This window comes from Mycolicibacterium hippocampi, assembly GCF_010723735.1.
Lineage (GTDB): Bacteria > Actinomycetota > Actinomycetes > Mycobacteriales > Mycobacteriaceae > Mycobacterium > Mycobacterium hippocampi.
Genome location: NZ_BLLB01000002.1, coordinates 2,033,834 through 2,058,587, shown reverse-complemented (window position 1 = coordinate 2,058,587; position 24,754 = coordinate 2,033,834). Strand labels below are relative to the sequence as shown.

The following is a 24,754-nucleotide window of genomic DNA, read 5'->3' as shown; positions in this document are numbered from 1 at the left end:
TTCAGGAAGGGACTACCGCGCCGTGTTCAAGGTGATGTTCTATTCGCCGCGGATCGCGCCGAATACCGGCAATGCGATCCGGATGGTCGCCGGAACCGGCTGCGAACTGCATCTGGTCGAACCGCTCGGCTTCGACCTGTCCGAACCCAAGCTGCGCCGCGCCGGTCTGGACTATCACGACCTGGCGTCGGTCACCGTGCACCCCGACCTCGACACCGCCTGGGCCGCACTGATGCCGGCGCGTGTGTTCGCGTTCACCGCGCACGCCACCACGTCGTTCGCCGAGATCGCCTATGAGCCCGGTGATGTGCTGATGTTCGGACCGGAACCCACCGGCCTGGATCAGGAGACGCTGCGCGACCCACACATCACCGGACAGGCGCGGATTCCGATGCTCAGCGGGCGCCGGTCGTTGAACCTGTCCAACGCGGCGGCCGTCGCCGTCTACGAAGCGTGGCGCCAGCACGGCTTTCCCGGCGCGGTGTGACCTACCAGGTGTCCCAGTGCGTGAGCTGCTCGGCAGGCAGCCGGGTGGCCCGACGGAAGTCGGTGCCCTTGGTGTACCCGATCGGGAACAGCCCGGCCTGGCTGTAGTTCTCGAACGGGATACCGAGAATCTCCGCAGCCTGCTTCTCGCCGTCGCCGAGCAGGTGCAGCGTCGTCCACGCCGACCCCAGCCCGCGGGACCGCAACGCCAGCATGAAGCTCCACGCCGCGGGTAACAAGGATCCCCAGAATCCGGCGCTGGCCCCGGACACGGTGTCCTGCGGCTTCCCTTCCAGGCATGGGATCAGCATCACCGGCACTTCGTGAAGGTGATCGTTGAGATACCTCGCGGAGTCTTCCACCCGGGGCCGCTGCTCATCACGCATGTCGCCGGTCTGCGGTTTGGGCTGGTTCAGGTACGGCGTCGCGTTGGTCCGGTAGATGTCGGCGAGCGCCTTCTTCTTGTCCGGGTCCTCGACGAACACCCATTGCCACCCTTGGTTGTTCGACCCCGTCGGCGCCTGCAGCGCGATCTCGAGGCACTCCATCAGGACCTCACGCGGGACCGGCTTGTCGAAATCCAGCCGCTTGCGCACCGAGCGCGTGGTGGTCAGGACTTCATCGGCAGACAAGTTGAGGGTCACCTTGCGAGACTACCTTCGGCGCGATCGCGCGCTCTCGTGCCCGACGAACGTGCGCTGAATGCCACGGTTCTCGGCGTGTCTGCGTGCAAACGCGCGCGCTCGCGGAAACGAGGATCAGCGGAAGTCGCGGGACTTGGACGCCACCCGCATGCTGAGCTGTCCCATCCGGTCGGCGATCACGGTGACCGCGCCGGTGGCGTTCTGCACGATGCCGCGCACTACCAGCGCCGACGCCGTCTGCGCCAGCCTGCGATGACGCGACCACACCCCCGGCGAGCACAGCACATTGACCATCCCGGTCTCGTCCTCGAGGTTCATGAACGTCACCCCCTGCGCGGTGGCCGGTCGCTGCCGGTGGGTGACCGCCCCCGCCACCAGCACCCGGGTGCCGTCGGGCACCGACAACAACTGATCGGCAGGGACCACACCCAGGGCGTCGAGGTCTTCCCGCAGGAACTGGGTCGGGTAGCTGTCCGACGAGACGCCGGTCGCCCACACGTCGGCGGCGGCCAGCTCCAACTCGGTCATCCCCGGCAGCGACGGGACATGTGACGCCGACCCGACACCGGGCAGTCGATCAGGGCGTTGGGTGGCGGCAGCGCCTGCAGCCCACAGCCCTTCCCGCCGGGAGACCCCGAAACAGCCCAGTGCCCCTGCGGTGGCCAACGCCTCGGTCTGCGGCACGGACAGTTGCAGCCGGCCGGTCAAATCGAGCAGAGAAGCAAAGGGGCCGTTGGTCTTCCGCTCCTCGACCAGGCGCTCGGCCAGCTCGACGCCCAGATGCCGGACACTGCCGAGGCCGAGCCGCACCTCCAGGCCGCGGTTCTCCAGCGTGGCGTGCGCGAGGCTGGCATTGACATCTGGGCCGTGGACGACGACGCCGTGCCTGCGAGCATCGGCGACCAGAGATTGCGGAGAGTAGAAGCCCATCGGCTGCGCCCGCAGCAACGCGGCACAGAACGCCGCGGGATGGTGCAGCTTGAACCACGAGGAGTAGAAGACCAACGACGCGAAACTCAGCGAATGGCTTTCCGGGAAACCGAAATTGGCGAAGGCTTCCAGCTTCTCGTAGATCCGCTCGGCCACCTCACCGGTGATGCCGTGCTTCTCGGCCATCCCGTCGAAGAACCGGCCCCGTAGCCGACGCATCTTCTGCGTGGAACGTTTCGACCCCATCGCCCGGCGCAGCTGGTCGGCTTCGGCCGCGGAGAATCCGGCGCAGTCGACCGCCAACTGCATGAGCTGCTCTTGGAACAGCGGGACACCCAACGTTTTTCGCAACGCCGACTCCATCGACGGATGCTCGTAGGTGACCTGCTCCAGACCGTTGCGCCGCTTGATGTACGGATGCACCGAGCCGCCCTGGATCGGCCCAGGACGGATCAGCGCCACCTCGACCACCAGATCGTAGAACACCCGTGGCTTCAGCCTGGGCAACGTGGCCATCTGCGCCCGCGACTCCACCTGGAACACCCCGACGGAGTCCGCCCGCTGCAGCATCTCGTACACCGCCTGCTCGCCCAGATCCAGCTTGGCCAGGTCCACCTCGATGCCCTTGTGCTCGGCCACCAGGTCGATGGCGTAGTGCAGCGCCGAGAGCATGCCGAGACCGAGCAGGTCGAACTTCACCAAACCGATTGCCGCACAGTCGTCCTTGTCCCACTGCAGCACACTGCGGTTCTCCATCCTCGCCCACTCCACCGGGCACACATCGGCGATCGGACGGTCACAGATCACCATGCCGCCGGAGTGGATTCCCATGTGCCTGGGCAGGTTGGAGATCTGCGTGGCCAGGTCGACCACCTGGTCGGGAATGCCCTCCACGTCGGGCGAGTCGGCCAGACCGTTCCACCGGCTGATCTGCTTGCTCCAGGCATCCTGCTGGCCTTGGGAGAACCCGAGCGCCCGAGCCATGTCCCGCACCGCGCTGCGACCACGATAGGTGATCACGTTGGCCACCTGCGCGGCGTACTCCCGGCCGTAGCGTTGGTAGACGTACTGGATCACGTTCTCCCGCAAGTCTGATTCGATGTCGATGTCGATGTCGGGCGGTCCGTCGCGGGCCGGCGACAGGAAGCGTTCGAACAACAACTCGTTGGCCACCGGGTCGACGTTGGTGACCTTGAGCGCGTAGCAGACCGCCGAGTTGGCCGCCGAGCCCCTGCCCTGGGCCAGGATGTCGTTGAGCCGGCAGAACCGGATGATGTCGTGCACCACCAGGAAGTAGCCGGGGAAGTTCAACTGTTCGATGATCTTCAGTTCGTGTTCTATCTGGGCGTACGCGCGCGGGGCGCGCTCGGGCGGGCCGTAGCGGTCCCGCGCGCCTTCGGCGACCAGGTGCCGCAGCCAGCTGATCTCGTCATGGCCCTCGGGAACCTCGAACGGCGGCAACTGCGGCGCGATCAGTGCCAGACCGAAAGCGCACTGCTCGCCGAGCTCGGCGGCGGCCGTCACCACCTCGGGGCAGTGTGCGAACAACTGCGCCATCTCCTCCCCTGAACGCAGATGCGAACCGCCCAGCGGGGCAAGGAAACCCGCCGCTTCGTCCATGGACCGCCGGGACCGGATCGCCCCCATCGCCATCGCCAAGCGCCCCCGTGACGGTTCGGCGAAATGCGCACCGGTCGTCGCGACGACGCCCACCCCGAACCGGGGGGCGAGCCCGGCCAGCGCGGCGTTGCGCTCGTCGTCGAGCGGGTGGCCGTGATGGGTGAGTTCGACGCTCACCCGGTCACTGCCGAACCGGTCGACCAGATCAGCGAGCGCCGCTGCGGCGGCCGCAGGACCGCCAGCACAAAAAGCCTGCCGGACATGGCCTTTGCGACAGCCGGTCAGGATCTGCCAGTGCCCGCCCGCCGCCTCGGTCAGCGCGTCGAAGTCGTAGTGCAGCCTGCCCTTCTGCCCACCCGCCAGATGTGCCGCGGCCAGCTGCCTCGACAGCCGCCGATAGCCTTCCGCCCCCCGCGCGAGCACCAGCAGGTGGGGCCCGGGCGGGTCGGGCTCATCGGTACGGCTGCCACCGCCCAGGGACAGTTCGGCCCCGAACACGGTGGCCACATCCAGCTCCCTGGCCGCCTCGGCGAACCGCACCACCCCGTAGAGCCCGTCGTGATCGGTCAGCGCGATCGCCCGTAGATCCAGACGCGCGGCCTCCTCCACGAGTTCTTCGGGCGTGCTCGCACCGTCGAGAAAGCTGTAAGCCGAGTGGGTGTGCAACTCGGCGTAGGGCGTCAGCGAGTCCGTCCGGTGCAGGTCGACGGACCGGTATTCACCCCGCTTGCGCGACCACGCCGGACTGTCCCCACCGTCGCCATGCGGTTCGTTCAGCGGAAGCCCGCTGCGGCGCGGCTTGCCTTCCCCGGCGGGCCGGGGCAGTCGGCCATTGAGGACGCGCTCCATCTCCGACCAACTCGGCGGTCCGTTGTGCCAACCCACACCGCCAATGTATCGAACAGACGTTCGACAGTCGATCCGGCGTCTCAGGCGGTCTTGTCGTCGGTGCCCGGCGGGTAGCCTTCGCCGTGGTCCTCGTCCCCGTCCTCACCGAGCGTCGGCCGCAGCACGTACCGAACCTGGTTGCCTCCGGCCATCCGCGCCTGTTCGATCGCCGTGGTGGCGATCGCGATCAACTTGTCGACGACTTCGTCGGGAGGCTCGGCCGCCAACGGCGCCAGCGGTGTCACCACCACACCGATGCTGGCCGTCAGCCGCTGCGGCGTGGTGGCGATCGCGCCGCGAATCCGCTCCACCAGCGGCGAGGCGTCGGCAGTGGTGAACGTATCGGCGACGAGGAAATCGTCGTCGGAGATGTGGGCGACGATCGCGTTGTGCCGGACGGTCTCGCGCAGCGCCTGGCTCACCGTCACCCGTGCCCGGTTGCCGCCACGCGAACCCGACAGCCCGAGCAGCAGCGAGAAGCTGTCGATGTTGACCGCCACCACGACCAGGTACCTGTCGTCGCTGCGACTCCGCGACGCCAGCAACGTTGCGACGCCGCGGTAGAAGGCCTCGCGGTGCAGCAGGCCGGTGAGTTGTTCGATGTCCCCGTGGAAGGCGTCGGGCTGGATCAGCTTGATGCCCGACCGGCAGGCGAACGCGATGAAGACGTTGAGCAGCACCACCACCCCCACGGCGCACCCTGCCAGCGCCGGGTCCGTCGAGACCAGCCGCAGGAACAGCACCCCGAGCACCGCCAGCGCAACCGTCCAGGTCACCACCAGCAACCGCGGCGTGTGGAAACACACCACATACCCCGTCAGCACCACATAGGTGGTGGCACCCAGGAAACCGAGGACCGGGCTGGAGACGATGAGGGCGGACACCCCGATGGCGAACGATCCGACGATCACGCAGGCCAGCGACAGCGCGCGGGTGGGCCAGTGGTGCCGCAGCCACATCGCTGCCAACGCCAGGCAGGACACGACGATGGCCACCGCCGCGATCTGCGACTGTATGCCCTGCGGACCGAGCGGGCTAGCCATCAACACGACTGGGATCAGCCCCAGGCTCACCAGGCAGACCGCCACCAACCGACACGTCCGCGTCTGCAGCCCGCGCGCCGCGAGGACCGCAGTGAACCAGTAGTACTGATCAGCTCGCCACAGTGCAGGACTCAACGATGCAGCGGGAGCGCTCCGCAAAGCATCAAACATTCGCCCCACCCCGGTTGCGTACGTCCTCAGAGAGGATCAAATCCCCCCCAACAGGCGAAGGCTACCAGTCCAGCAAACCGATTCACAGGGTCAAGATCGGCGACTCACTCGCTGAACTCGGCCGTGCCGTCCTCAAGCACCGGGCGCGCATCGGAACCGTCAGGGTTCGCGGCCTCGGTGCGGAACACGGCCCGGCCGGATTCCACGCGCCAGATCGAGGTCGTCAGCAAATCGCCGGGGAAGACCGGCGCGGTGAAACGGGCCGAGATCGCCGTGATCTTCGAGGCATCACCACCACCCAGCTCGGCGACCAGCGCTCGCCCGGCGACCCCGTAGGTGCACAGGCCGTGCAGGATCGGCTTGGGGAAGCCTGCGAGCTCCCGGGCGAACCAGGGGTCGCTGTGCAGCGGGTTGCGGTCCCCCGACAGCCGGTAGATGAGCGCCTGGTCCTCGCGGGTGGGCAGCGCCACCCGGGCGTCCGGTTCGCGCTGCGGGATCTCGGGTGCACTCGGGCGCTGACCCGGTTGCCCACCGAAGCCGCCTTCCCCCCGGATCACCAGGGTCGTGAGCGTCTCGGCGACCGCCTGACCGCTGTCGGGGTCGCTGCCGGTGGCCTTGAGCATCACGACCGCGTTCTTGCCCTCACCCTTGTCCTGGATGTCGGCCACTTCGCAGACGACGCTGAGCTTGCCGGCCGGGGGCAGCGGCGCGAACACCCGGATGGATTGCGAGCCGTGCAGCAGCATGCTGAAGTTGAACGTCCCGATTTTGGTGGCGGCGGCGAACGGCGAGCAGGCGATCACCGCATAGGTGGGCAGCACCTGCTGTTCGATCTCGTGGCTGTTCTCGGTGGTGAAGGCGAGGTCACCGGTGCCCGCTCCCACTCCCAGCGCATACAGGAGCGTGTCGCGGTCGGTCCACTCGAAGACCTGTGGCGGAGTCGTGGCGCCGATGGCGTTCGGGTCGATGGGCATGGTCGCGAGGTTAGCGCGCGGGGGCCTCTGGCGGGAGGCCGGCATCGGCCACCCCCGGAGGCCGTGACACCCGGTCGCTGCTACAAGCCGGACTCGCCGACCGCTTGCATCCAGGGTCATTCAGTTCGCGGCGCCGGGTGGTCCTTCGGCACACATATCGTGCCAATGATCTTGTCGGCAAACGTCTGCCGCCGCGAATCCCACAGCGGCCACAAGAAACCGATGAAGAAAAACAGGTCGACGAAGAAGTGGACGAGCAGGCGCGCTATGGACTGTGTGGTTCCGATTGGGTGCCAGGTCTTTTCGCTGACGACCTTGAACTTCAGCAACGACTTGCCGACGCTCGACCCCGTCCTGCTCTGTCGGTAGCCCCAGTTCCAGAGGCAGAATGCCAGCGCCAGGGCATACGATGCCAGCGCGACCAGCATGGCGAGTATCAGAGGGGTGTCCCCGTTCGACGAGACCGCCCAGCCGCAGCGCCCGAGGTCGGTCGCGTCGGCGCTGACAAGCGCGCAGTCCGTCGCGATCTGGCCGATCAGCCCACCGGTAACGAAGAGGACGGCAGCGGGGACGATGTCAACTACGAATGCGCCGAACCGGGTGATCCACGGCGTGTAGGCCCGTGTCGGCAGTGTTGGGCCCGTCGGCTGAGGCGGCGGTACTGCGGCTCCCCAGGCTGTGCCATCCCAATATCGCTGTCCGGCAATTGCCGATCGGTCTGGGTACCAGCCGGGCGGTGGGAGTGATCCATTGGCCATGTCAGATTGACTCTCCTCCCCGGCGAAAATAACCGTTCACAGCTGGTTCGCTTGCCCGGCGTGACATCGCCCATGAGACCGCAATGAGAAATGACACCGGTTCCGAGGCCAGCATTGACCTTTGCCCGGTGGCAGGTGACCATGTGTCCCATGCGCTATGTCGTTACCGGCGGTACCGGGTTTATCGGTAGGCATCTGGTGGACCGGATCCTGGCCCTGCCGGGCAGCGAGGCGGTGCACGTGCTGGTGCGGCGGGAGTCGCTGGGCCGGTTCGAGCGGCTGGCGCAGCGTTGGGACGAGCGGGTGACGCCTCTGGTCGGCGACCTGACCGCACCCGATCTGGGGCTCACCGACGCCACCGTCGCCGACATCGGCCGGGTCGACCACGTCGTGCACTGCGCGGCGATCTACGACATCACCGCCCCGGCAGACCGGCAGCGCGCCGCCAATGTCGAGGGCACCCGCGCCGTGGTCACACTGGCGCGGCGACTGGATGCGACGTTGCACCATGTGTCCTCGATCGCGGTCGCCGGAACGCACCGCGGGGTGTTCACCGAAGACGACTTCGACGTGGCGCAGGATCTTCCGACGCCGTATCACCAGACCAAGTTCGAAGCCGAACTGCTGGTGCGGTCGGCCGACGGACTCCGGTACCGGATCTACCGGCCCGCGGTGGTCGTCGGCGACTCCAGGACCGGCGAGATCGACAAGGTCGACGGTCCGTACTACTTCTTCCCCGTGCTGGCCCGGCTCGCCTCGCTGCCCAGTTTCACGCCGATGGTGCTGCCGGACACCGGACGCACGAACATCGTTCCCGTGGACTTCGCGGTCGACGCGATCGCCACGCTCATGCACCTCGACGGGCGGGACGGCCAGACGTTCCACCTGACCGCACCGAAGACGATCGGACTGCGGGGCATCTACCGCGGACTCGCCCGTGCCGCGGGGCTGCCGCCGCTGGTCGGCTCGTTGCCCCGCGCGGCGGCGACGCCGTTCCTGAAAGTGACCGGGAGGGCGAAGGTGGTGCGCAACATGGCCGCCACCCAACTCGGCATCCCCGGTGAGATCCTCGACGTCGTCGACCTCGCGCCGACGTTCACCTGCGAACGCACCACCGAAGCGTTGCAGGGAACCGGAATCGCGGTTCCCGAGTTCGCGTCCTACGCCCCGCAGCTGTGGCGCCACTGGGTCGAGCACCTCGACCCCACCCGCGCCCGCCGTGACGACCCCCGCGGGCCACTGGTGGGCAAGCATGTGATCATCACCGGCGCTTCCAGCGGCATCGGACGGGCGTCGGCGATCGCGGTGGCCTCGCGCGGCGCCACCGTGTTCGCGCTGGCACGCAACGCCGAGGCTCTCGACGGGCTGATCGCCGAAATCCGCGCTTCCGGTGCCGAGGCACACGCATTCACCTGTGATGTCACCGATTCCGCGGCGGTGGAACACACCGTCAAGGACATCCTCGGCCGCTTCGGCCACGTCGACTATCTGGTCAACAACGCCGGACGGTCGATCCGGCGGTCGGTGGTGGCCTCCACGGACAGGTTGCACGACTACGAGCGCGTGATGGCGGTCAACTACTTCGGCCCGGTCCGGATGGTGCTCGCGCTGCTTCCGCATTGGCGCGAAAGGCGATTCGGCCATGTGGTGAATGTCTCCAGCGCCGGGGTTCAGGCCGGAAACCCGAAGTACAGCGCCTACATCCCCAGCAAGGCCGCATTGGATGCGTTCGCCGAGGTCGTCGGGACCGAGACGCTGTCGGATCACATCACGTTCACCACCATCCACATGCCGTTGGTCAAGACGCCGATGATCGCCCCGTCGCGTAGGCTCAACCCGATGCCACCCATCTCCGCCGAACACGCTGCCGCCATGGTGGTTCGAGGCCTGGTGGAGAAGCCCGCACGCATCGACACGCCGATCGGCACGCTGTCGGATCTGGGAACCTATTTCACCCCGAAGGTGTCTCGTCGCGTGCTGCACCAGCTGTACCTGGGCTACCCAGATTCCGCTGCAGCGCAGGGTGTTTCGAAAGACGTGCCGGTGCCGCCTTCGACGCCGCGCCGTCCCCGAAGGCCGGCACGGCCGGCCCCCGCGCTCCGGGTCCCCCGCACGGTCAAGAGGGCGGTGCGGCTGGTCCCCGGCGTGCACTGGTGACCGGGGTGCGACAACCGGTCTTTCTCGACGTCGACACCGGGGTCGACGATGCGATGGCGCTGGCCTACCTGTTCGGCAGCGCCGAGGCCGAACTCGTCGGCATCGCCTCGACCGCGGGAAACGTTCCGGTGCACCAGGTCTGCCAGAACAACCTGGCCCTGCTGGATCTGTGCGGGGTCACCGATGTGCCGGTGTCGATGGGTTCGGAGAACCCGCTGCAGACCCCGCTGCGCACCGCGGAGGACACCCACGGGCCGTACGGCCTGGGCTACGCGCGACTGCCTGCACCCGCCACGGGACTGACCTCCTACGATGCCGCCGAGGCGTGGCAACGGGCCGCGCACGCCCACCCCGGCGAGCTGATCGGGGTCGCCACCGGACCGCTGACCAATCTGGCGCTGGCGTTGCGCGCCGACCCTGCACTGCCGAGCCTGCTCAGGCGGCTGGTCATCATGGGCGGCGCGTTCGACTACCGCGGCAACACCACTCCGGTGGCGGAATGGAATGTCAGCGTCGACCCGGAGTCGGCGGCAGAGGTGTTCGCGGCGTGGGACTCCGATGTCGGCCATCTGCCGATCGTGCTGGGGCTGAACCTCACCGAGAACGTCGCGATGACCCCGGAGCTGTTGGGCCGGCTGGCGGCAGCAGCCGGTTCCTCCTGGACCCCGATGTCCGCCGACGACGATCCCGGCACCCGGTCGACCGCCTCCAACCCGCTGATCCGGGTGCTCGAAGACGCGATGAGGTTCTACTTCGAATTCCACCACGACCAGGGCGAGGGCTACCTGGCCCACCTGCACGACCCGCTGGCCGCCGCGGTCGCGCTGGACACCGGGCTGGTGCAGTACCGCGCGGCACCGGTCGACGTCGAGCTGACCGGCACACTGACGCGCGGCATGACGATCGCCGACTGGAGCGGGCGATGGGGCCGGGAACCGAACGCGCTCATCGGTGTCGACGTCGACCCTGCGGCGTTCTTCGACCGGTTCATCTCCCGGGTCGGCGCGTTCGCCGGCCAGCTGGATCACTCGTAGACACCCTCGAGGTACCACCGCCGCTGCCGGTAACACAGCAACAGGGCCTGGTCACTGTCGAGCAGCACTTGCGCTCTTGCAGTTCTGCTCCTCGTGTCCGAAGCCCACCAGCGTTCGTCGACGAGCCACGGGCCGGCCCACCACGACAACCGCCCGGCACGCCCGGGTGCGTCCAGCCGGAACGGAGCCGCCGAGAACATCCCCCGCGCGGTGACCCGCACAGGGTCACCTTCGGCGTCGAACAGTTCGACCGGATCGTCGAGCAGCACACTCGGCGACGGCTCCGGGAGCCGACCCGGCCACGGCCGATCTGGATCTGCTTGGGGCACAAGCTCGTCCCCGAGCGCAGCGAGGGTGATGCGTTCAGCCGGGCCTCGCCCCCCGCTGAGCACCGGAACCTTGACGGCGTCGGGACCCAGCAGCCCCTGCACCCGCACCAGTGCCCGCCGCGCGCGCAATCTGTCCTCCTCGCCGACGCCTCCCCACAGCGGCAGCTGCAGGGCCTCTGCCGACACCACCTCCACCGGACGCAACCGCAGCACGGTGACCGGTGCGCAGGGCCGATCGCTTTCGTGTCGCCGATTCAGCCAACCGTCCAACTGCCAGCGCACCCGGTCTGCGGTGGCGTCCTCGGTCAGCGGCTCTGCGCACCGCCAGACACGTTCCAACTCTTGTCCGTTGGCGGTCACGGCGTGAATGGCCAGCCTGGTACAGCCCACTCCCGCGGCCTCCAGGCTGCGGTGCAGCATCCCGGCCAGCGAACGCCCGGCGAAAGCCGCGGCATCCACCCGGTCGATGGGTGGGTCACAATCCATCACCGCGTCGAGTTCCTGTTCGGGCTCCCGCCCCGACGGCGGCCGGGTGGGCTCGCCGCGGGAGAGGCGGTGCGCGGCTACCGCGTCGGCCCCGAACCGGGAGGACACATCGCTTCGGGACAGCTCGGCGAACTGTCCGATCTTACGGATACCCAAGCGCCACAACAGATCGACCAGGCTCTCCCGGGTGACGGGCGCCAGGCTCGGTTCGGCGGCCAGCTGCCGGACCGACATCTCCGAGAGGAACAGGGCATCCTCGCCGGGTCCGATGATCCTGCCCACCCGAGCGGCGAACACGGCGGTGGGCAGCTGGTCGGCGATACCGACCTGGCACTCCACGCCGGCCGCAGCCACTGCGTCGACCAGCCGTTCGGCGGCGGCCTGCTCGGACCCGAAGTACCGGGCGGCGCCGCGCACCGACAAGGCCAGCAGCCCGGGACGCAACACCTCGGCCCGCGGCACCAGCTCGTCGACCGCGGCCGTGACGTGCTCGAAGTGCCGGGCGTCACGGGCGGGGTCAGCGGTGACGACGTGCAATTCCGGGCAACGGGACTGTGCCTCACGACGACGCAGCCCGCGACGCACCCCCGCTGCGCGCGCCGCGGCCGAGCACGCGATGACCCGGTTGGCCAGCGTGACCGCGACCGGCACCGTCGAGGGCAGACCGACGGCTGCCGCCGCGGCGACGGCGGGCCAGTCCATGCACCAGAGCGCCAGCACCCTGGAACCGGCCACGCCTAGCCTCCCAGCGCACGCGCGGGGCGAACCGGACGTCCCCTGGCGCGCATCGCCAGCCGCACCCGGCAGATCCGCCCGAAGCCAGGGCTCCCCCCGCCTGCGATCTCATAGCCACTGACGTGGGCGTCAAGCCGGGCGGAGGCTCCCTGCCAGTCCCCATCGGTGACAAGCAGCGTGCATCCCCGCTGCCGTGCCCGGGCGACCACCGCCCTGGCCCGGGTCGGCGGCACCGACCGGCCGCCCAGACCGAGGACCACCAGATCCATCCCGTCCATCAGGACCGCGGCCACCTCGACCGGGTCAGCTCCCGGTTCCGGGATGACGGCGATCCTGCTCAGGTCCGCTCCCATCTCCACCGCGGCGAGCAGACCGAGGTCGGGCTGGCCGATGATCGCGGCGTGACCGCCCCCGGCCGTCACCGCCGCCACCATGCTCAGCTCCAGCGACCGGGCCCCCGACAGCACCGCCACAGTTCCGCGGGGCAGCGGGTCGACGGGCAGCTCAGCCGCGAAATCAGGTGCCGGCAGCAAAGAATCCGGGGCGGGTGAGAGCTCGGCGGGCGGGGGTTGCACCCGGTGGTTTCCCCCGCCTTTCGCGGCCATCTTCTCCGACACCGAGGCCATCTGCCTGCGCAGCTGTTCTACCTGCTCAGCGCGGTGCGACCGAGGTCTGTCGACGTTCACCGCCAATGCCACAGCAGCCCCTCTCGCAACACCTGACCCAGACACTGTGTTCGAATGTATGTTCGACAGCCCCAGTAAACACCCCACCCCCGACAGCGTCAACCGAGGTTCCCTCACGTTGAGACTGCGTCCACGGCCTAGAAGTGCGAGTGACTCGCGCCGCCAGCGCAGTATGAATGGGCCGGCAGACACGAGCAGTGCCCAATGTTGACATTGACAAATGTCAACATTGGGGATGTACTCCGAAACGTGCCCAATGACGAGCAGGCATCTCCCCTGCCAGAGCGAGGGTCGCTCCGCTCCCGCAGTGCCGTGGTCATCAGCAGCCTGACACTGCGCCAGATCAGCAGCGTGCTCCCGGCCGACCGGGCATGGGGTCTGTGGACCTCGCGCCAGATCGTGGCTCGGATCATGGATGCCTTCGGGCCGTCACTGGCCGGGACCGACGTCGTCCACGTCGACACCAGGACCTCCGCCGGACACCGGGTCGTCGGCGAGTGGGTCTACGGCAAAGGCGTTGCCCTTCAGGGCGAGCACACCGCTCGTGCGATCTACTTCGTCCACGGCAGCGGTTACGCGTTGTGCTCACCGCGAACCCACCGCCGCCTCACCTCATGGCTGTCGCAGCTCACTGGAATCCCGGTCTTCAGCATCGACTACCGACTGGCGCCGCGGCACCGGTTCCCCACCGCAGCAGACGATGTCCGGCATGGGTGGCAGTGGCTGACCGATCAGTGCGGGATCCCTGCCGAGCAGATCGTCGTCGCCGGCGATTCGGCAGGGGGACACCTCGCCGTCGACCTGATGCTGCAACCCGACGTCCGCCATCCCGCGGGTCTCGTGCTGCTCTCCCCACTGGTGGATCTGACGTTCGGGCTGGCCCGATCCCGCGAACAGATGTCTCCCGATCCCGCGATCCGGTCCCGCGACGCCGCACGCCTGGTCGAGTTGTACTGCGCGGGAATCGAGCCCGACCATCCGCGGCTGGCACTCGACGTGGCGGGCGGACGGCCGCTGCCGGCCACGCTGATCCACGCCGGCGGTGCGGAGATGCTCGCCGCCGACGCCATCACCCTCGCCGACGACCTCGCCTCCGCCGGTGGCCGGTGCGACCTGCGGATCTGGCCCGGCCAGGTACACGTCTTCCACGCCCTGCCCCGGCTCACCCCCGAAGCCGCACCGGCGATGCGGGAGATCGCCGTATTCGTCACAGATGCGCTGCGCACCAACAGCATCGGACAGGTGAGCTGAAATGCTGGGTCTCTTCGGATCTCCGAAGCGCAGCCACGCCGCCGACGCGGTGATCACCGGTGCGGGCAGCGGCATCGGTGCCGCGTTCGCCACCGAACTGTCCCGCCGCGGCGGACGCGTGGTGTGCAGTGACATCAACCTCGAGACCGCCCGCGTCACCTCGGATGTGATCGAAGCCGGCGGCGGCCGGGCGCTGCCGGTCCAGTGCGACGTCACCGAGATCGAGCAGGTGCAGCAGCTCGCCGAGCAGGCTCAGTCCTGGTTCGGCGGCCCACCGACGCTGGTGATCAACAACGCGGGGGTGGGCGCCGGTGGAGCCATGATCGGCGAGTCCGACCTCGCCGACTGGACGTGGGTGCTGAACATCAACCTGTGGGGACCGATCCACGGCTGCCACGTCTTCGCCCCGATCCTGCGGGAAGCCGGCCGGCCGGCGGGCATCATCAACGTCGCCTCTGCGGCGGCGTTCGGCGCCGCGCCCGGCATGGCCGCCTACAACGTCAGCAAGGCGGGCACCCTGTCCCTGTCGGAGACCCTGGCCGCCGAACTGGCGGGCACCGGCATCAACGTCACCGTGTTGTGCCCGACGTTCGTCAAGACCAACATCGTCGGCGCAGGGCGGATCTCGTCGAAGTCCGGCCAGCTGGCCGACCAGCTGATGCGCTGGACCGGCATCTCCCCCGAGCGGGTCGCGCGGACCTGCCTGGACACCCTCGACCGCGGCGGCCTCTACTGCATGCCGCAACCCGAAGCCCGGATCGGCTGGGGAATCAAGCGTTTCACTCCGACGGTGTACACCCGCGCCGCCGGTCTCACCTCTCGCGTCACCACCTAGGAGGAAAAGATGGCAATCGACATGGATGTCATGCTGGCGAAGATCAAGGATCGCCAGTGGGCGCTGGCCGACATCGACTGGGACGCTCCGGGTGCCGAGATGATCACCGACGAGATGCGGCCCAAGCTCAAGGCGTTCATGGCCGACCTGTGCTGGATCGAGAACGTCGGCGCACGCGGGTTCGCCGCGATGGCCAAGAAGGCGCCGACGCCGACGATCGCCGAGATCTACCGCTACTTCCACGCCGAGGAACAACGGCACGCCAACGCCGAACTGGCCCTGATGAAGCGGTGGGGCATGCTCGACGACGGTGAGATGCCGGAACCGAACGTCAACATCCGGTTGGCGATCGACTGGCTCGACACCTACGCCGACGACATGTCGCTGTCGATCCTGGGCACCGTCATCCCGATGCTCGAGGTCGCACTCGACGGCGCACTTCTGAAGTTCCTGCTCGAAGAAGTCCACGACCCGGTCTGTCACCAGGTGTTCGAGAAGATCAACAACGATGAATCCCGGCACATCGCTGTCGATTTCGAGGTTCTCAACATGATCGGCCAGGCCGATGCACGCCGGCTGCTGGTCCAGTTCGTCGGCAACGTCGCCACCCCCGGGGTGATCATCGGTGCGCTCATGTACATCCCGCTGCTGAACCGGATGCGCAACAACATCGTCGACATGGGTTTGCAGCCCGAGAAGCTCTACAACGCGATGAAGCGGTTCAAGACCCTCGGCGAACGCAGCGAGAGCACCTGGCGGGTACCGACGTACCAGATCCTCAAACTGCACGCCCGCATGGTCGTCAAACCCAACAATCCATACCACTGGGTGGCCAACCCGATGGTGTGGGCGTCCGACTACTACCCCAAGGCACTGCTCAAGCCGATCCCGTCGTGGTTCAAAGAACTCACCCACGAGCCGGCGGCCTGAGACCATGGCCGCCACACACATCCACGACACCTTGATCGTCGGCGCCGGCTTCACCGGCCTGGGTACCGCGATCAAACTCAGGCAGGCCGGGGTCGACGACATCGTCGTCGTCGAACGCGCCGACCGCGTCGGCGGGACCTGGCGTGACAACACCTACCCCGGGGTGGCCTGCGACATCCCATCGCTGCTGTATTCGTTCTCGTTCGTCAAGAACCCGACGTGGTCGCGGGCGTACCCGTCAGGTGACGAGATCTGCCGGCACATCGAGGACCTGACCGATCAGCACGGGCTGCGGCCGCTGATCAGGTTCAACACCGAGATCACCGGGTTGAGCTTCGACGAGGACGCCGGTGTGTGGACGGCGACCACCAACGGGCGCAAACGGTTCCAGGCCCGCACCGTGGTGCTCGCCGGCGGCCCGCTGGCCGATCACACGCTGCCCGACATCCGTGGCATCAACACCTACCGGGGCCACAAGATCCACAGCGCGGCCTGGGATCACGACTACGACTTCACCGGCAAGCGCGTCGCGGTGATCGGCACCGGCGCGAGTGCCGTGCAGATCGTTCCCGAACTGGTCAAGACCGCCGACTTCGTCAAGGTGTTCCAACGCACTCCCGGATGGGTGCTCCCCCGCCTGGACGTTGGGATGCCGCCGGCGGTGCAATCGCTGTTCGCCAAGGTGCCCGCCGCCCAGGAACTGGCCCGCCAGGCGTTGTTCTGGGGCCACGAGGCCAGCGCCACCGCACTGGTGTGGAACACCCCGTTGAGCCGTCTGGTCGGCCGACTGGGCAAGGCATATCTGCGCCGCAGCGTCGCCGACCCCTGGCTGCGCCGCCAACTCACCCCAGACTTCACCCCCGGCTGCAAGCGGATGCTGATCTCCAGCGACTACTACCCGGCACTGCAACGCGACAACTGCAAGCTGATCGACTGGCCGATCGCCACCCTGAGCCCGGTCGGGATCCGCACCGCCGACGGCGTCGAGCACCACCTCGACGCGATCGTGTTCGCGACCGGGTATGACGTGCACCTGGCCGGGCCGCCGTTCCCCGTCACCGGGCTGGGCGGACGGTCGCTGCAGCAGGAGTGGGCAGGTCACGCCGAGGCCTACAAGAGCGCGAGCGCGCACGGCTATCCGAACCTGTTCTTCATGTGCGGGCCGAACTCCGGGCCGGGCCACAACTCACTGTTGGTCTACGTCGAGGGGCAACTGGACTACGCGGTCACCGGGATCACCACGATCCTGAACCAGAACCTGCGCTATCTCCACGTCCGCGCCGAGGTCCAGGCCCGCTACAACAACCGCATGCAGCAGCGGCTGGCCAGGACCACCTGGATGTCGGGCTGCAACAGCTGGTATCTGACCGCTGACGGTTTCAACGCCTCGATGTACCCCGGCTTCGCGACGCAGTATCTTCGACAGATGCGTCAGTTTCAGTTCGAGGATTATCACGCGGTCGCACACGACGTGCACCCGCGGGTTGTCACCTCGACGGCCTGAGATGTCCTGAGATGTCCACCGCCAGGCAGCCCCGCCCGCCGAGCGGGCCGGTCCCGGCGATCCTGCGACGAATCCGCCGCGGATCCCGGGATGTGGTCGAGGCCGCGGTGTCACAGCTGTTCGACGCGGCCGTGCAGCCCCACGGCGTCGCGGCATCCGGCGAGTACCGTATCGAGGACCTCGCCCGGCTGGCCGGCACCACCACCCGCAACATCCGGGTGTACCGCGACCGCGGCCTGCTGCACCCGCCGCTTCGGGTCGGCCGCATCGTGCTGTTCAACGACACCCACCTGACCCGGCTGCGGTTGATCACCTCGCTGCTGGACCGGGGCTACAACATCGCCCACGTCAACGAGATGCTGTCGGCCTGGGAGCAGGGCAAGGACGTCGGCGACATGCTGGGCCTGGAGTCTGCGATCTCGGGCAGCTGGGCCACCGAGAAGCCCGAACGGATGTCGCTGGCCGACGCCAAAAACCTGGTCGACGACGAACCCGGCTTCGAACGGATGGTCGCCATCGGGGTGATCAAGCTCGAGGACGACGGTGTCGATGCCACGATCATGCGGCCGAAGCTGATCGAGGCGTTCAACGAGATCCGGCAGTACGGCGTGGCCACCGACAAGCTGATCGACATCCACGAGCAGATCGCCCCGCTGGTCGATCAGATCAGCGACATCCTGGTGCGCGCGGGGGTGGAGCACATCGGCGACCGCCTCAACCCCGGCGCGGAGCTGCCGCCGGACACCGAGATGGCGGAGATGATCACCATGCTGGTGCGGTTCCGCACGGTGGCGGTCTCCGCAGTGACGGCGACGCTGGCGTCCTCGATCGAGGCGAACGTCGAATCGGTGGTGGCAGCCGTCCTTGCCCAGTCCCTGGAGAGTGCGGCCCCGGACACCGAGGCCTAGAGGTGCTGGACGCGTCCGCACCTGTCAGGCTGCTTGCTGGTGAGGTGGCGCGGGTCCACCAGGTTCGCCGGCGTTGTTGATCGGTGATGGGTTGCCCGGCTCGGGGTCAATCGGTTGGGGGTCGTCGCGATCGTCCTCAACACTCTGGGGGTCGACACGCTCGCGGTCACGGGGTTCGCCGGCGTTGTTGGGGCTTTGGGGTTGTAGTTCGTCGGGCCGGAGTAGGGCTTCGGGGCGGTGTTGGTAGTTGATCCGGGTCTGGCCGGTGTCCAAGGGTGGTGGCGGGATCCATTCGACCTCGCAGCGTTCGTTCATCCGGGTGCGCCAGCCGCCGTCGGTGTCCACAGCGCGGTTATCAGGCCCGCACGCCAAACCCATCTCGTCGACGTTGGTGTTCCCGCCGTCAGCCCAGTCAGCAGCGGCGTGATGGACCTGGCAGCCGTAGGCACCCACGGTGCAGCCCGGTTTGGTGCAACCCCCGTCGCGGGCGATCAGCATGATCCGCTGCGCCGGAGACGCGACCCGTTTCGCCCGGAACAACGCCAGCGCCGAGCCGGTGGCTTTGTCGAACACCGCCAGGTGATGGTTGGCGTGGGCACCCATCCGGATCACCTCGGCGATCGGCACCACCGTGCCCCCACCGCTGACACCGACCCCGGCACGCGATTCCAGATCCTGCAGCGTGGTGCGGATGATGACCGCGACCGGTAACCCGTTGAGCGTGCCGAGTTCCCCGCTCATCAACGCGATCCGCCCCACCACCACCAGTGCGTCGTGCTGGCGCTGGGCCAGGCTGCGGTGGTCGTTGTCGATCTGGGCTTGCGACGGCGTCCCCGAGGTGCACGGTTCAGGGTCATCAGGGTTGCACATGCCTGGGGCGGCGTACTTGGCGAAGATCGCCTCCCACACCGCCGCGGCTTCAGGAGACAACTCCCCGGTGACCGGGGTCATCGCATCACCGCGCTGCTTACCCAGCCTCACTCCGCGTTTGCGGGCCCGCTCGGCATCATCAGGGACCGGGCCGTCCTGATCGAGCAGAAACAACCTCAACGCGGCGGTGTCCTTGAGAGCCTTGGGTCCCACCCCGACGGCGACGCGGACCAGGTCGACTTCGAACTGCTCGCGGGTGGTCGTGTCGACCCACGCGGGTAGGGCCTTGATCGCGTCTCGGAGCACTTTGACGTGTTCGCGGTTGATCAGCCCGCCGATCTGCGCGGCAGCTACTGCGGGCAGCAACGGGGGTAGAGGTTCGCCGGTCAGTGCCTGTCGCGGCCCGATCTCGGCTGCTTCGTTGAGCCGACGGCGGGCCTCGCCTGTGGTGATGCGCCAGCGGAGCGCCAGAACGTCCTTCCAAGACTTGGCGCCCAGTTCTTGGGGTGTGGCTTCAGTCTGCAACCTGGACAGCGCGCGGTGTGACTGCGTGGGCAGCTGACACGTCAAGGTTTCGAGTCCGTCCATGAACTCCAGCAGCCCCGCCGCTGGCAGGGTTTCAAGATCGCAGTCGGCGACCGCGTCGTAGGCATCCAGCAATGCGGTCATTGCTTCCTGCGCGACCGTCCTCGACATGATTCGAACATACAGTCGAACACCGACAAGTCACCCTTGCGGAACCGCGGGATGTGACACCGCGTGAAATCTGAGGCACGAGTGACACACGGGCCCAGGATCGCGGGTCCGCCTGGGTCGGCAGGTGTCAGCAAGCCGTAGTCGCCTCGACGAACCGCTCCTCACGCTCGCCCATCGTGGCGGCGATGATCGCTGCAGCAGCAGAGAACACCGCACACGCAGCCGCCACCACCACGAACCCGCTGACGAACTCACCGGACGAAAGATGGCTGCCGGCAGCGGCGAACAGCGCGACGAGCACCGCAATGCCGAGCACACCACCGACCTCTTGACTGACGCCGTTGACGCCGGAGGCTCTACCGATGTCATCGGGCGGCACCGCGCCCAACATCGCGCTCTGGACCACCGGTATCGCCATCGACGTGCCGATTCCCTCCACGAGCAGCGGCAGCAGCAACGCGGCGTAGGAGGTCTCGGGAGTGGCTACCAAGGACAGCCATCCGAGTCCGACCGCCTTCAAGGCCAGACCGAGCACCAGGACGGGCCGGTTGCCGAAGCGGTCGGCCATCGCACCGGCCAATGGAGCCACCACCAACAGGGTGGCGGTCCACGGAATCAGCCGGAGTCCGGACTCGAGTGCGGTGTATCCGCGTCCGATCTGCAGGTACTGCGACAGAAAGAACACGGTGCCGTACAGCGCTGCGTACAGAAGCAAACTGACGACCGCAGACGCGGAGAACGTACGCCGACGGAACAGTTTCAACGGCAGCATCGGTGTGGCGGCACGGCCTTCCCAGCCGATGAAAAGGCCCAGCAGAACAACACCGGACGCCAGCGGCACCACGACTTCGGCACTGGCCCAACCGGATTCATTGCCCGTCACCAACGCCCAGACCACGCCGAGGCAGCCGCCGGTGATCAGGACGATGCCACCCAGGTCGAGCGCGGTGTCCGGGCCCCGGCTGTCGGCCAGTCTCCTGGTCAATGGAATCAAGATCACCGCGATCGGCACGTTGACCCAGAAGATCCACTCCCAGCCGACGAAGTACGCCACGATGCCGCCGACCGGCGGCCCGGCGATGGTCGCCAGCCCGGTCAGCCCCTCGAACACGCCCAGTGCTTGGCCCCGTCGGTCATCAGACATCTCGCTGCTCAGCAGCGCCACCGCCAGCGGCATGACGACAGCCGCGCCAGCCCCCTGGGCAACCCGCGCCGCGATCAGGAACTCGATCCCGGACGACAACGCGCACGCGGCGGACGCGGCGGCGAACAGCGCCAACCCGACGCCGAACACCCGGCGACGCCCGAATCGGTCGCCCAGCGCGGCGCCGACCGGCAACAGGACCGCGAAGGCGAGGCCGTAACCGGTGACGGCCCACTGCACAAGTCCGAGCGATGCGTCGAGGTCGTTCTGGATCGTCGGAAGCGCAGTGGACACCACCAGCAAGTCGAGGGCCACCATGAACGAGGCCACCGAAGTCAGTCCGATCACCCAGCGTTGGTGGACGGTGAATGACGGCACAACAAGCTCCTTTTCCGACGCAGCGCGCCTCAACGGTTTCACCTGTTATGACCGTGGGAGGGTCGCCGACTCATCAAGCCGGCACGAGCGCCTGCTAGCCGTCCAGCGTTGCCGGCAGCCCGAATCGGGACATCAGTGCGCCGTCGACGAACGACGTCACCGCGGTGATGGCGCCGTCGTCGACAGTGAGCACGTCGAGCACTTGGGCGAGGAAGCAGCACTCTTCGGGTGACCACACGTAACAACCCACCGCGGGTTGGCCGTTGGCCGCCGTCACCAGATGGCGCCATTTATGGCGCATCGGCCCGTCGGCGAGGAAAGCGGTCACCGCATCTCTTCCGCGGAACCACGAGCCCATCGGCGGCATCGACCAGGTGACATCGTCGGTCAGCAGGCCAACCAGTGCTGCGAGATCGGCACGTTCCATGGCGTCGACATAGGCATCGACAACCTGCGCCAACTGTTTGTCCTGGGGTGCCGGTCGTGCTGCGGAGTTGCCACCTCCGATACGTTCGCCGACCATCCGACGGGCGCGCTGCAGCGCACTGTTGACTGCGGCGACCGAGGTGTCCATCAGGTCGGCGACCTCAGAGGCCGAATAGCCCACGACCTCGCGGAGCAGCAGCGCCGCGCGTTCGTTGCCGGGCAGGTGCTGGAGCGCGGCGACGAAGGCCAGTGTCAGGTGCTCTCGCCGTTCGGCGCGCTCATGCGGATCGGATCGGTTGTCGAGCAACAGCGGCACAGTGTCCGGATACGGCTCCAGCCAGGCCGTTTCGGTCACCGGAGGGGACGACAGGTCGATCGGCAGCATCCGCCTGCCCCGCTGTTCGATCATCGTCAGACAGACATTCGTTGCGATGCGGTAGAGCCATCCACGGACCGTGCCGCGTCCCGTGAAACCACCCAGACCGCGCCAGGCCCGAAACCAGACGTCCTGCAGGGCTTCGTCGGCGTCGTGTACCGAGCCCAGCATCCGGTAGCAGTGGGTATGCAACTCCACTGCGTACCGGCCGGTCAGTTCCGCAAATGCCCGATCGTCACCGCTTTGTGCCGCAATCAGCGAAGCGACATGTTGGTCATAGGTCATGATGTAGTGACTGGCGTGACCTGCTCAACTCATCGCCGACAGCGCTCAGGATCGGCTGATCACTCCCACTCGATGGTGCCCGGCGGCTTGCTGGTGACATCCAGCACGACCCGATTCACCTCAGGGACCTCGTTGGTGATCCGAGTCGAAATCCGTTCCAGCACTTCGTAAGGCACCCGAGTCCAGTCCGCGGTCATGGCGTCCTCGCTGGAGACCGGACGCAGCACGATGGGATGTCCGTAGGTGCGGCCGTCGCCCTGCACACCCACCGAACGGACATCGGCCAGGAGCACCACGGGGCACTGCCAGATCTGATGGTCCAACCCGGCCGACGTCAGTTCCTCGCGGGTGATGGCATCGGCGCGCCGCAGCGTGTCGAGGCGTCCCGCAGTGACCTCGCCGACGATCCGGATGCCCAGACCGGGGCCGGGAAACGGTTGGCGGGCAACGATTTCCTCCGGTAGGCCGAGTTCCCGCCCGACGGCGCGCACCTCGTCTTTGAACAGCAGCCGCAACGGCTCGACGAGCTTGAACTTCAGGTCGCCGGGCAACCCGCCGACGTTGTGGTGACTCTTGATGTTGGCGGTTCCCGATCCACCGCCGGACTCCACCACGTCGGGGTACAGCGTGCCCTGAACCAGGAACTCGACATCACCGTCCGCTGCCCCCAGCGCGTCACGCACCGCACCTTCGAAAGCCCTGATGAACTCGCGGCCGATGATCTTGCGTTTGCCCTCGGGATTGGTGACCCCGGACAGTGCCTCGAGGAACCGGTCGGCGACGTCGACGGTCACCAGGTTGGCACCCGTAGCGGCGACGAAGTCACGTTGCACCTGTCCCCGCTCGCCGGCGCGAAGCAGCCCGTGGTCGACGAACACGCAGGTCAGCTGATCGCCGACGGCCCGCTGCACCAGCGCCGCCGCGACAGCCGAGTCGACACCGCCGGAGAGCCCGCAGATCGCGCGGCCGTCACCGATCTGCGCGCGCACCTGCTCGACGAGCGCGTCGGCGATGTTGGCCGCGGTCCAGGTGGCGTCGATTCCGGCGAACTCGTGCAGGAACCGGCTCAGCACCTGCTGACCGTGGGGGGTGTGCATGACCTCGGGGTGATATTGCACCCCGGCCAGCCGCCGGCCCGGGTTCTCGAACGCCGCCACCGGTGCCCCGGAGCTGGTGGCAACGACCTCGAAGCCTTCCGGGGCCTCGGTGACCGCGTCGCCGTGGCTCATCCACACCGGCTGGGTGTTCGGAAGGTCCGAATGCAGTTGCCCGCCAGTGACTTTCAATTCGGTGCGGCCGTACTCGCTGGTACCCGTGCGGGCCACCGTGCCCCCCAGCGCCTGCGCCATGGCCTGGAAGCCGTAACAGATGCCGAAGACCGGGACGTCCAGGTCGAACAAACCGGGATCCAGTTGCGGGGCGCCCTCGGCGTAGACGCTGGCCGGGCCACCGGACAGCACGACCGCACGGGGATTGCGCTCCTTGATCTCCTCGACGCTGGCGGTGTGCGGGATGACCTCGGAGTACACCCGCGCCTCGCGGACCCGGCGCGCGATCAACTGGGCGTACTGCGCGCCGAAGTCGACGACCAGCACGGGACGGGGAGCTGCAGAATCCACCGGGTCAGTCTAATGGGGGTCTTCGGCGCCGCGAACCTTGACTTGGGCCCGCTGAGCCAGCAATTCCGCCAGTTCCTCGGCGTAGGCGAGTTGGCGGCGCAGCCGCTCGGCGCTCTCGTCGGTCTTGGTGCAGTAATCGCGAAGCTGCTGTACCGCCTGTTCACGTTCGGCCGCCGGGGATTTCGCGTCTTCCAACACGTCCAGCGCGGTCAGGAGCTCCTTCATCTCGGCGAGTGTGAACCCCAGCGGCTTCATCCGCCGAATGACGAGCAGTCGGTCGACGTCGGCTTCGGTGTACAACCGAAAGCCGCCGGCACTGCGGACCGATGGCGTCACCAACCCGACGTCGTCGTAGTGGCGCACGGTACGGATCGAGAGCTCGGTTCGCGCTGCGACCTGGCCGATCTGCATGTGCACACCCCGGGTATCCCCCACCGTGACTCTCCTCCAGCCCGCCGACCTGTCCGGCGCAACGCCTGCAGCATCCGCCACTGGAACCTACCCTAGCGTCTGAGGAGAGCCGCCCCGGGCCCGAGCGGTGCCAAGTAGACGAAACTCGGCTTCCATCAGCGCAATCCAGTCGCCGTCCAC

Annotated in this window: 20 protein-coding genes; 8 read left to right on the top strand and 12 right to left on the bottom strand. The window is 67.7% G+C overall.

All coding sequences use genetic code 11. The features are described from left to right. Window positions 1-22 precede the first annotated feature (22 nt). Entirely contained in the window at window positions 23-487 is a 465-nt protein-coding gene (locus G6N53_RS11025) for a tRNA (cytidine(34)-2'-O)-methyltransferase (protein ID WP_163888490.1), read from the top strand. A 1-nt stretch (window position 488) separates the two neighbouring features. Here G6N53_RS11025 and G6N53_RS11020 read toward each other — a convergent pair whose 3' ends face one another. The 5 genes from G6N53_RS11020 to G6N53_RS11000 form a co-directional block, all read right to left on the bottom strand. Next, on the bottom strand, window positions 489-1,130 hold the full coding sequence (locus G6N53_RS11020; RefSeq protein ID WP_163888489.1) for a nitroreductase family protein: 642 nt from the start codon (window positions 1,128-1,130) through the stop codon (window positions 489-491). Window positions 1,131-1,244: 114 nt separating this feature from the next. Next, window positions 1,245-4,565, bottom strand: a complete 3,321-nt coding sequence (locus G6N53_RS11015; RefSeq protein ID WP_163888488.1) for an error-prone DNA polymerase — start codon at window positions 4,563-4,565, stop codon at window positions 1,245-1,247. A 44-nt stretch (window positions 4,566-4,609) separates the two neighbouring features. Beyond that, window positions 4,610-5,746: a GGDEF domain-containing protein gene (locus G6N53_RS11010; RefSeq protein WP_237166484.1), complete on the bottom strand. Its 1,137-nt coding sequence runs from the start codon at window positions 5,744-5,746 to the stop codon at window positions 4,610-4,612. 140 nt (window positions 5,747-5,886) lie between these two features. Beyond that, window positions 5,887-6,756 (bottom strand): MaoC/PaaZ C-terminal domain-containing protein, encoded by an 870-nt coding sequence (locus tag G6N53_RS11005; RefSeq protein WP_163888486.1) that lies wholly within the window; start codon window positions 6,754-6,756, stop codon window positions 5,887-5,889. A 116-nt stretch (window positions 6,757-6,872) separates the two neighbouring features. Next, entirely contained in the window at window positions 6,873-7,514 is a 642-nt protein-coding gene (locus G6N53_RS11000; protein WP_163888485.1) for an Rv1078 family RDD domain-containing protein, read from the bottom strand. A gap of 150 nt (window positions 7,515-7,664) precedes the next feature. Here G6N53_RS11000 and G6N53_RS10995 point away from each other — a divergent pair, with 150 nt between their 5' ends. Together G6N53_RS10995 and G6N53_RS10990 are read left to right on the top strand one after the other, a co-directional pair. After that, window positions 7,665-9,671, top strand: coding sequence for an SDR family oxidoreductase (locus G6N53_RS10995; RefSeq protein ID WP_205390354.1), 2,007 nt, complete (start codon window positions 7,665-7,667; stop codon window positions 9,669-9,671). Between the two features lie 5 nt (window positions 9,672-9,676). Then, window positions 9,677-10,705 (top strand): nucleoside hydrolase, encoded by a 1,029-nt coding sequence (locus G6N53_RS10990; RefSeq protein ID WP_371870814.1) that lies wholly within the window; start codon window positions 9,677-9,679, stop codon window positions 10,703-10,705. On the opposite strand, the gene G6N53_RS10985 is transcribed toward G6N53_RS10990, so the two are convergent. Beyond that, complete coding sequence (locus G6N53_RS10985; protein WP_163895757.1) at window positions 10,696-12,222, bottom strand: DNA polymerase Y family protein; 1,527 nt, start codon at window positions 12,220-12,222, stop codon at window positions 10,696-10,698. The genes G6N53_RS10990 and G6N53_RS10985 overlap by 10 nt on opposite strands. 35 nt (window positions 12,223-12,257) lie before the next feature. Beyond that, window positions 12,258-12,953: a DnaE2-dependent mutagenesis accessory factor ImuA' gene (gene imuA' / locus G6N53_RS10980; protein ID WP_163888482.1), complete on the bottom strand. Its 696-nt coding sequence runs from the start codon at window positions 12,951-12,953 to the stop codon at window positions 12,258-12,260. Window positions 12,954-13,190: 237 nt separating this feature from the next. Here imuA' and G6N53_RS10975 point away from each other — a divergent pair, with 237 nt between their 5' ends. Genes G6N53_RS10975 through G6N53_RS10955 form a run of 5 tightly spaced genes read left to right on the top strand, consistent with a single transcriptional unit; the run spans window position 13,191 to window position 18,369 of the window. After that, window positions 13,191-14,192, top strand: a complete 1,002-nt coding sequence (locus G6N53_RS10975) for an alpha/beta hydrolase (protein WP_237166483.1) — start codon at window positions 13,191-13,193, stop codon at window positions 14,190-14,192. 1 nt (window position 14,193) lies between these two features. Continuing rightward, entirely contained in the window at window positions 14,194-15,027 is an 834-nt protein-coding gene (locus tag G6N53_RS10970; protein WP_163888480.1) for an SDR family NAD(P)-dependent oxidoreductase, read from the top strand. Window positions 15,028-15,036: 9 nt separating this feature from the next. Beyond that, window positions 15,037-15,957: a ferritin-like domain-containing protein gene (locus G6N53_RS10965; protein WP_163888479.1), complete on the top strand. Its 921-nt coding sequence runs from the start codon at window positions 15,037-15,039 to the stop codon at window positions 15,955-15,957. A 4-nt stretch (window positions 15,958-15,961) separates the two neighbouring features. Then, window positions 15,962-17,461 (top strand): flavin-containing monooxygenase, encoded by a 1,500-nt coding sequence (locus G6N53_RS10960; RefSeq protein ID WP_163888478.1) that lies wholly within the window; start codon window positions 15,962-15,964, stop codon window positions 17,459-17,461. 11 nt (window positions 17,462-17,472) lie between these two features. After that, entirely contained in the window at window positions 17,473-18,369 is an 897-nt protein-coding gene (locus G6N53_RS10955; protein WP_163888477.1) for a MerR family transcriptional regulator, read from the top strand. 24 nt (window positions 18,370-18,393) lie between these two features. Here the strand turns inward: G6N53_RS10955 and G6N53_RS10950 are convergent, their stop codons facing one another. The 5 genes from G6N53_RS10950 to G6N53_RS10930 all read right to left on the bottom strand — a co-directional run bounded on the left by G6N53_RS10950 (window position 18,394) and on the right by G6N53_RS10930 (window position 24,574). Continuing rightward, window positions 18,394-19,950, bottom strand: coding sequence for an HNH endonuclease signature motif containing protein (locus G6N53_RS10950; protein WP_163895754.1), 1,557 nt, complete (start codon window positions 19,948-19,950; stop codon window positions 18,394-18,396). 112 nt (window positions 19,951-20,062) lie between these two features. Further along, window positions 20,063-21,457, bottom strand: coding sequence for a DHA2 family efflux MFS transporter permease subunit (locus G6N53_RS10945; protein ID WP_163888476.1), 1,395 nt, complete (start codon window positions 21,455-21,457; stop codon window positions 20,063-20,065). A gap of 94 nt (window positions 21,458-21,551) precedes the next feature. Beyond that, on the bottom strand, window positions 21,552-22,544 hold the full coding sequence (locus G6N53_RS10940) for a sigma-70 family RNA polymerase sigma factor (RefSeq protein ID WP_163888475.1): 993 nt from the start codon (window positions 22,542-22,544) through the stop codon (window positions 21,552-21,554). A gap of 59 nt (window positions 22,545-22,603) precedes the next feature. Then, complete coding sequence (gene guaA, locus G6N53_RS10935; RefSeq protein ID WP_163888474.1) at window positions 22,604-24,163, bottom strand: glutamine-hydrolyzing GMP synthase; 1,560 nt, start codon at window positions 24,161-24,163, stop codon at window positions 22,604-22,606. A gap of 9 nt (window positions 24,164-24,172) precedes the next feature. Further along, window positions 24,173-24,574 carry a MerR family transcriptional regulator gene (locus G6N53_RS10930; protein ID WP_163895752.1) on the bottom strand — a complete coding sequence of 134 codons (402 nt, stop codon included), beginning with the start codon at window positions 24,572-24,574 and terminating at the stop codon, window positions 24,173-24,175. Window positions 24,575-24,754 lie beyond the last annotated feature (180 nt).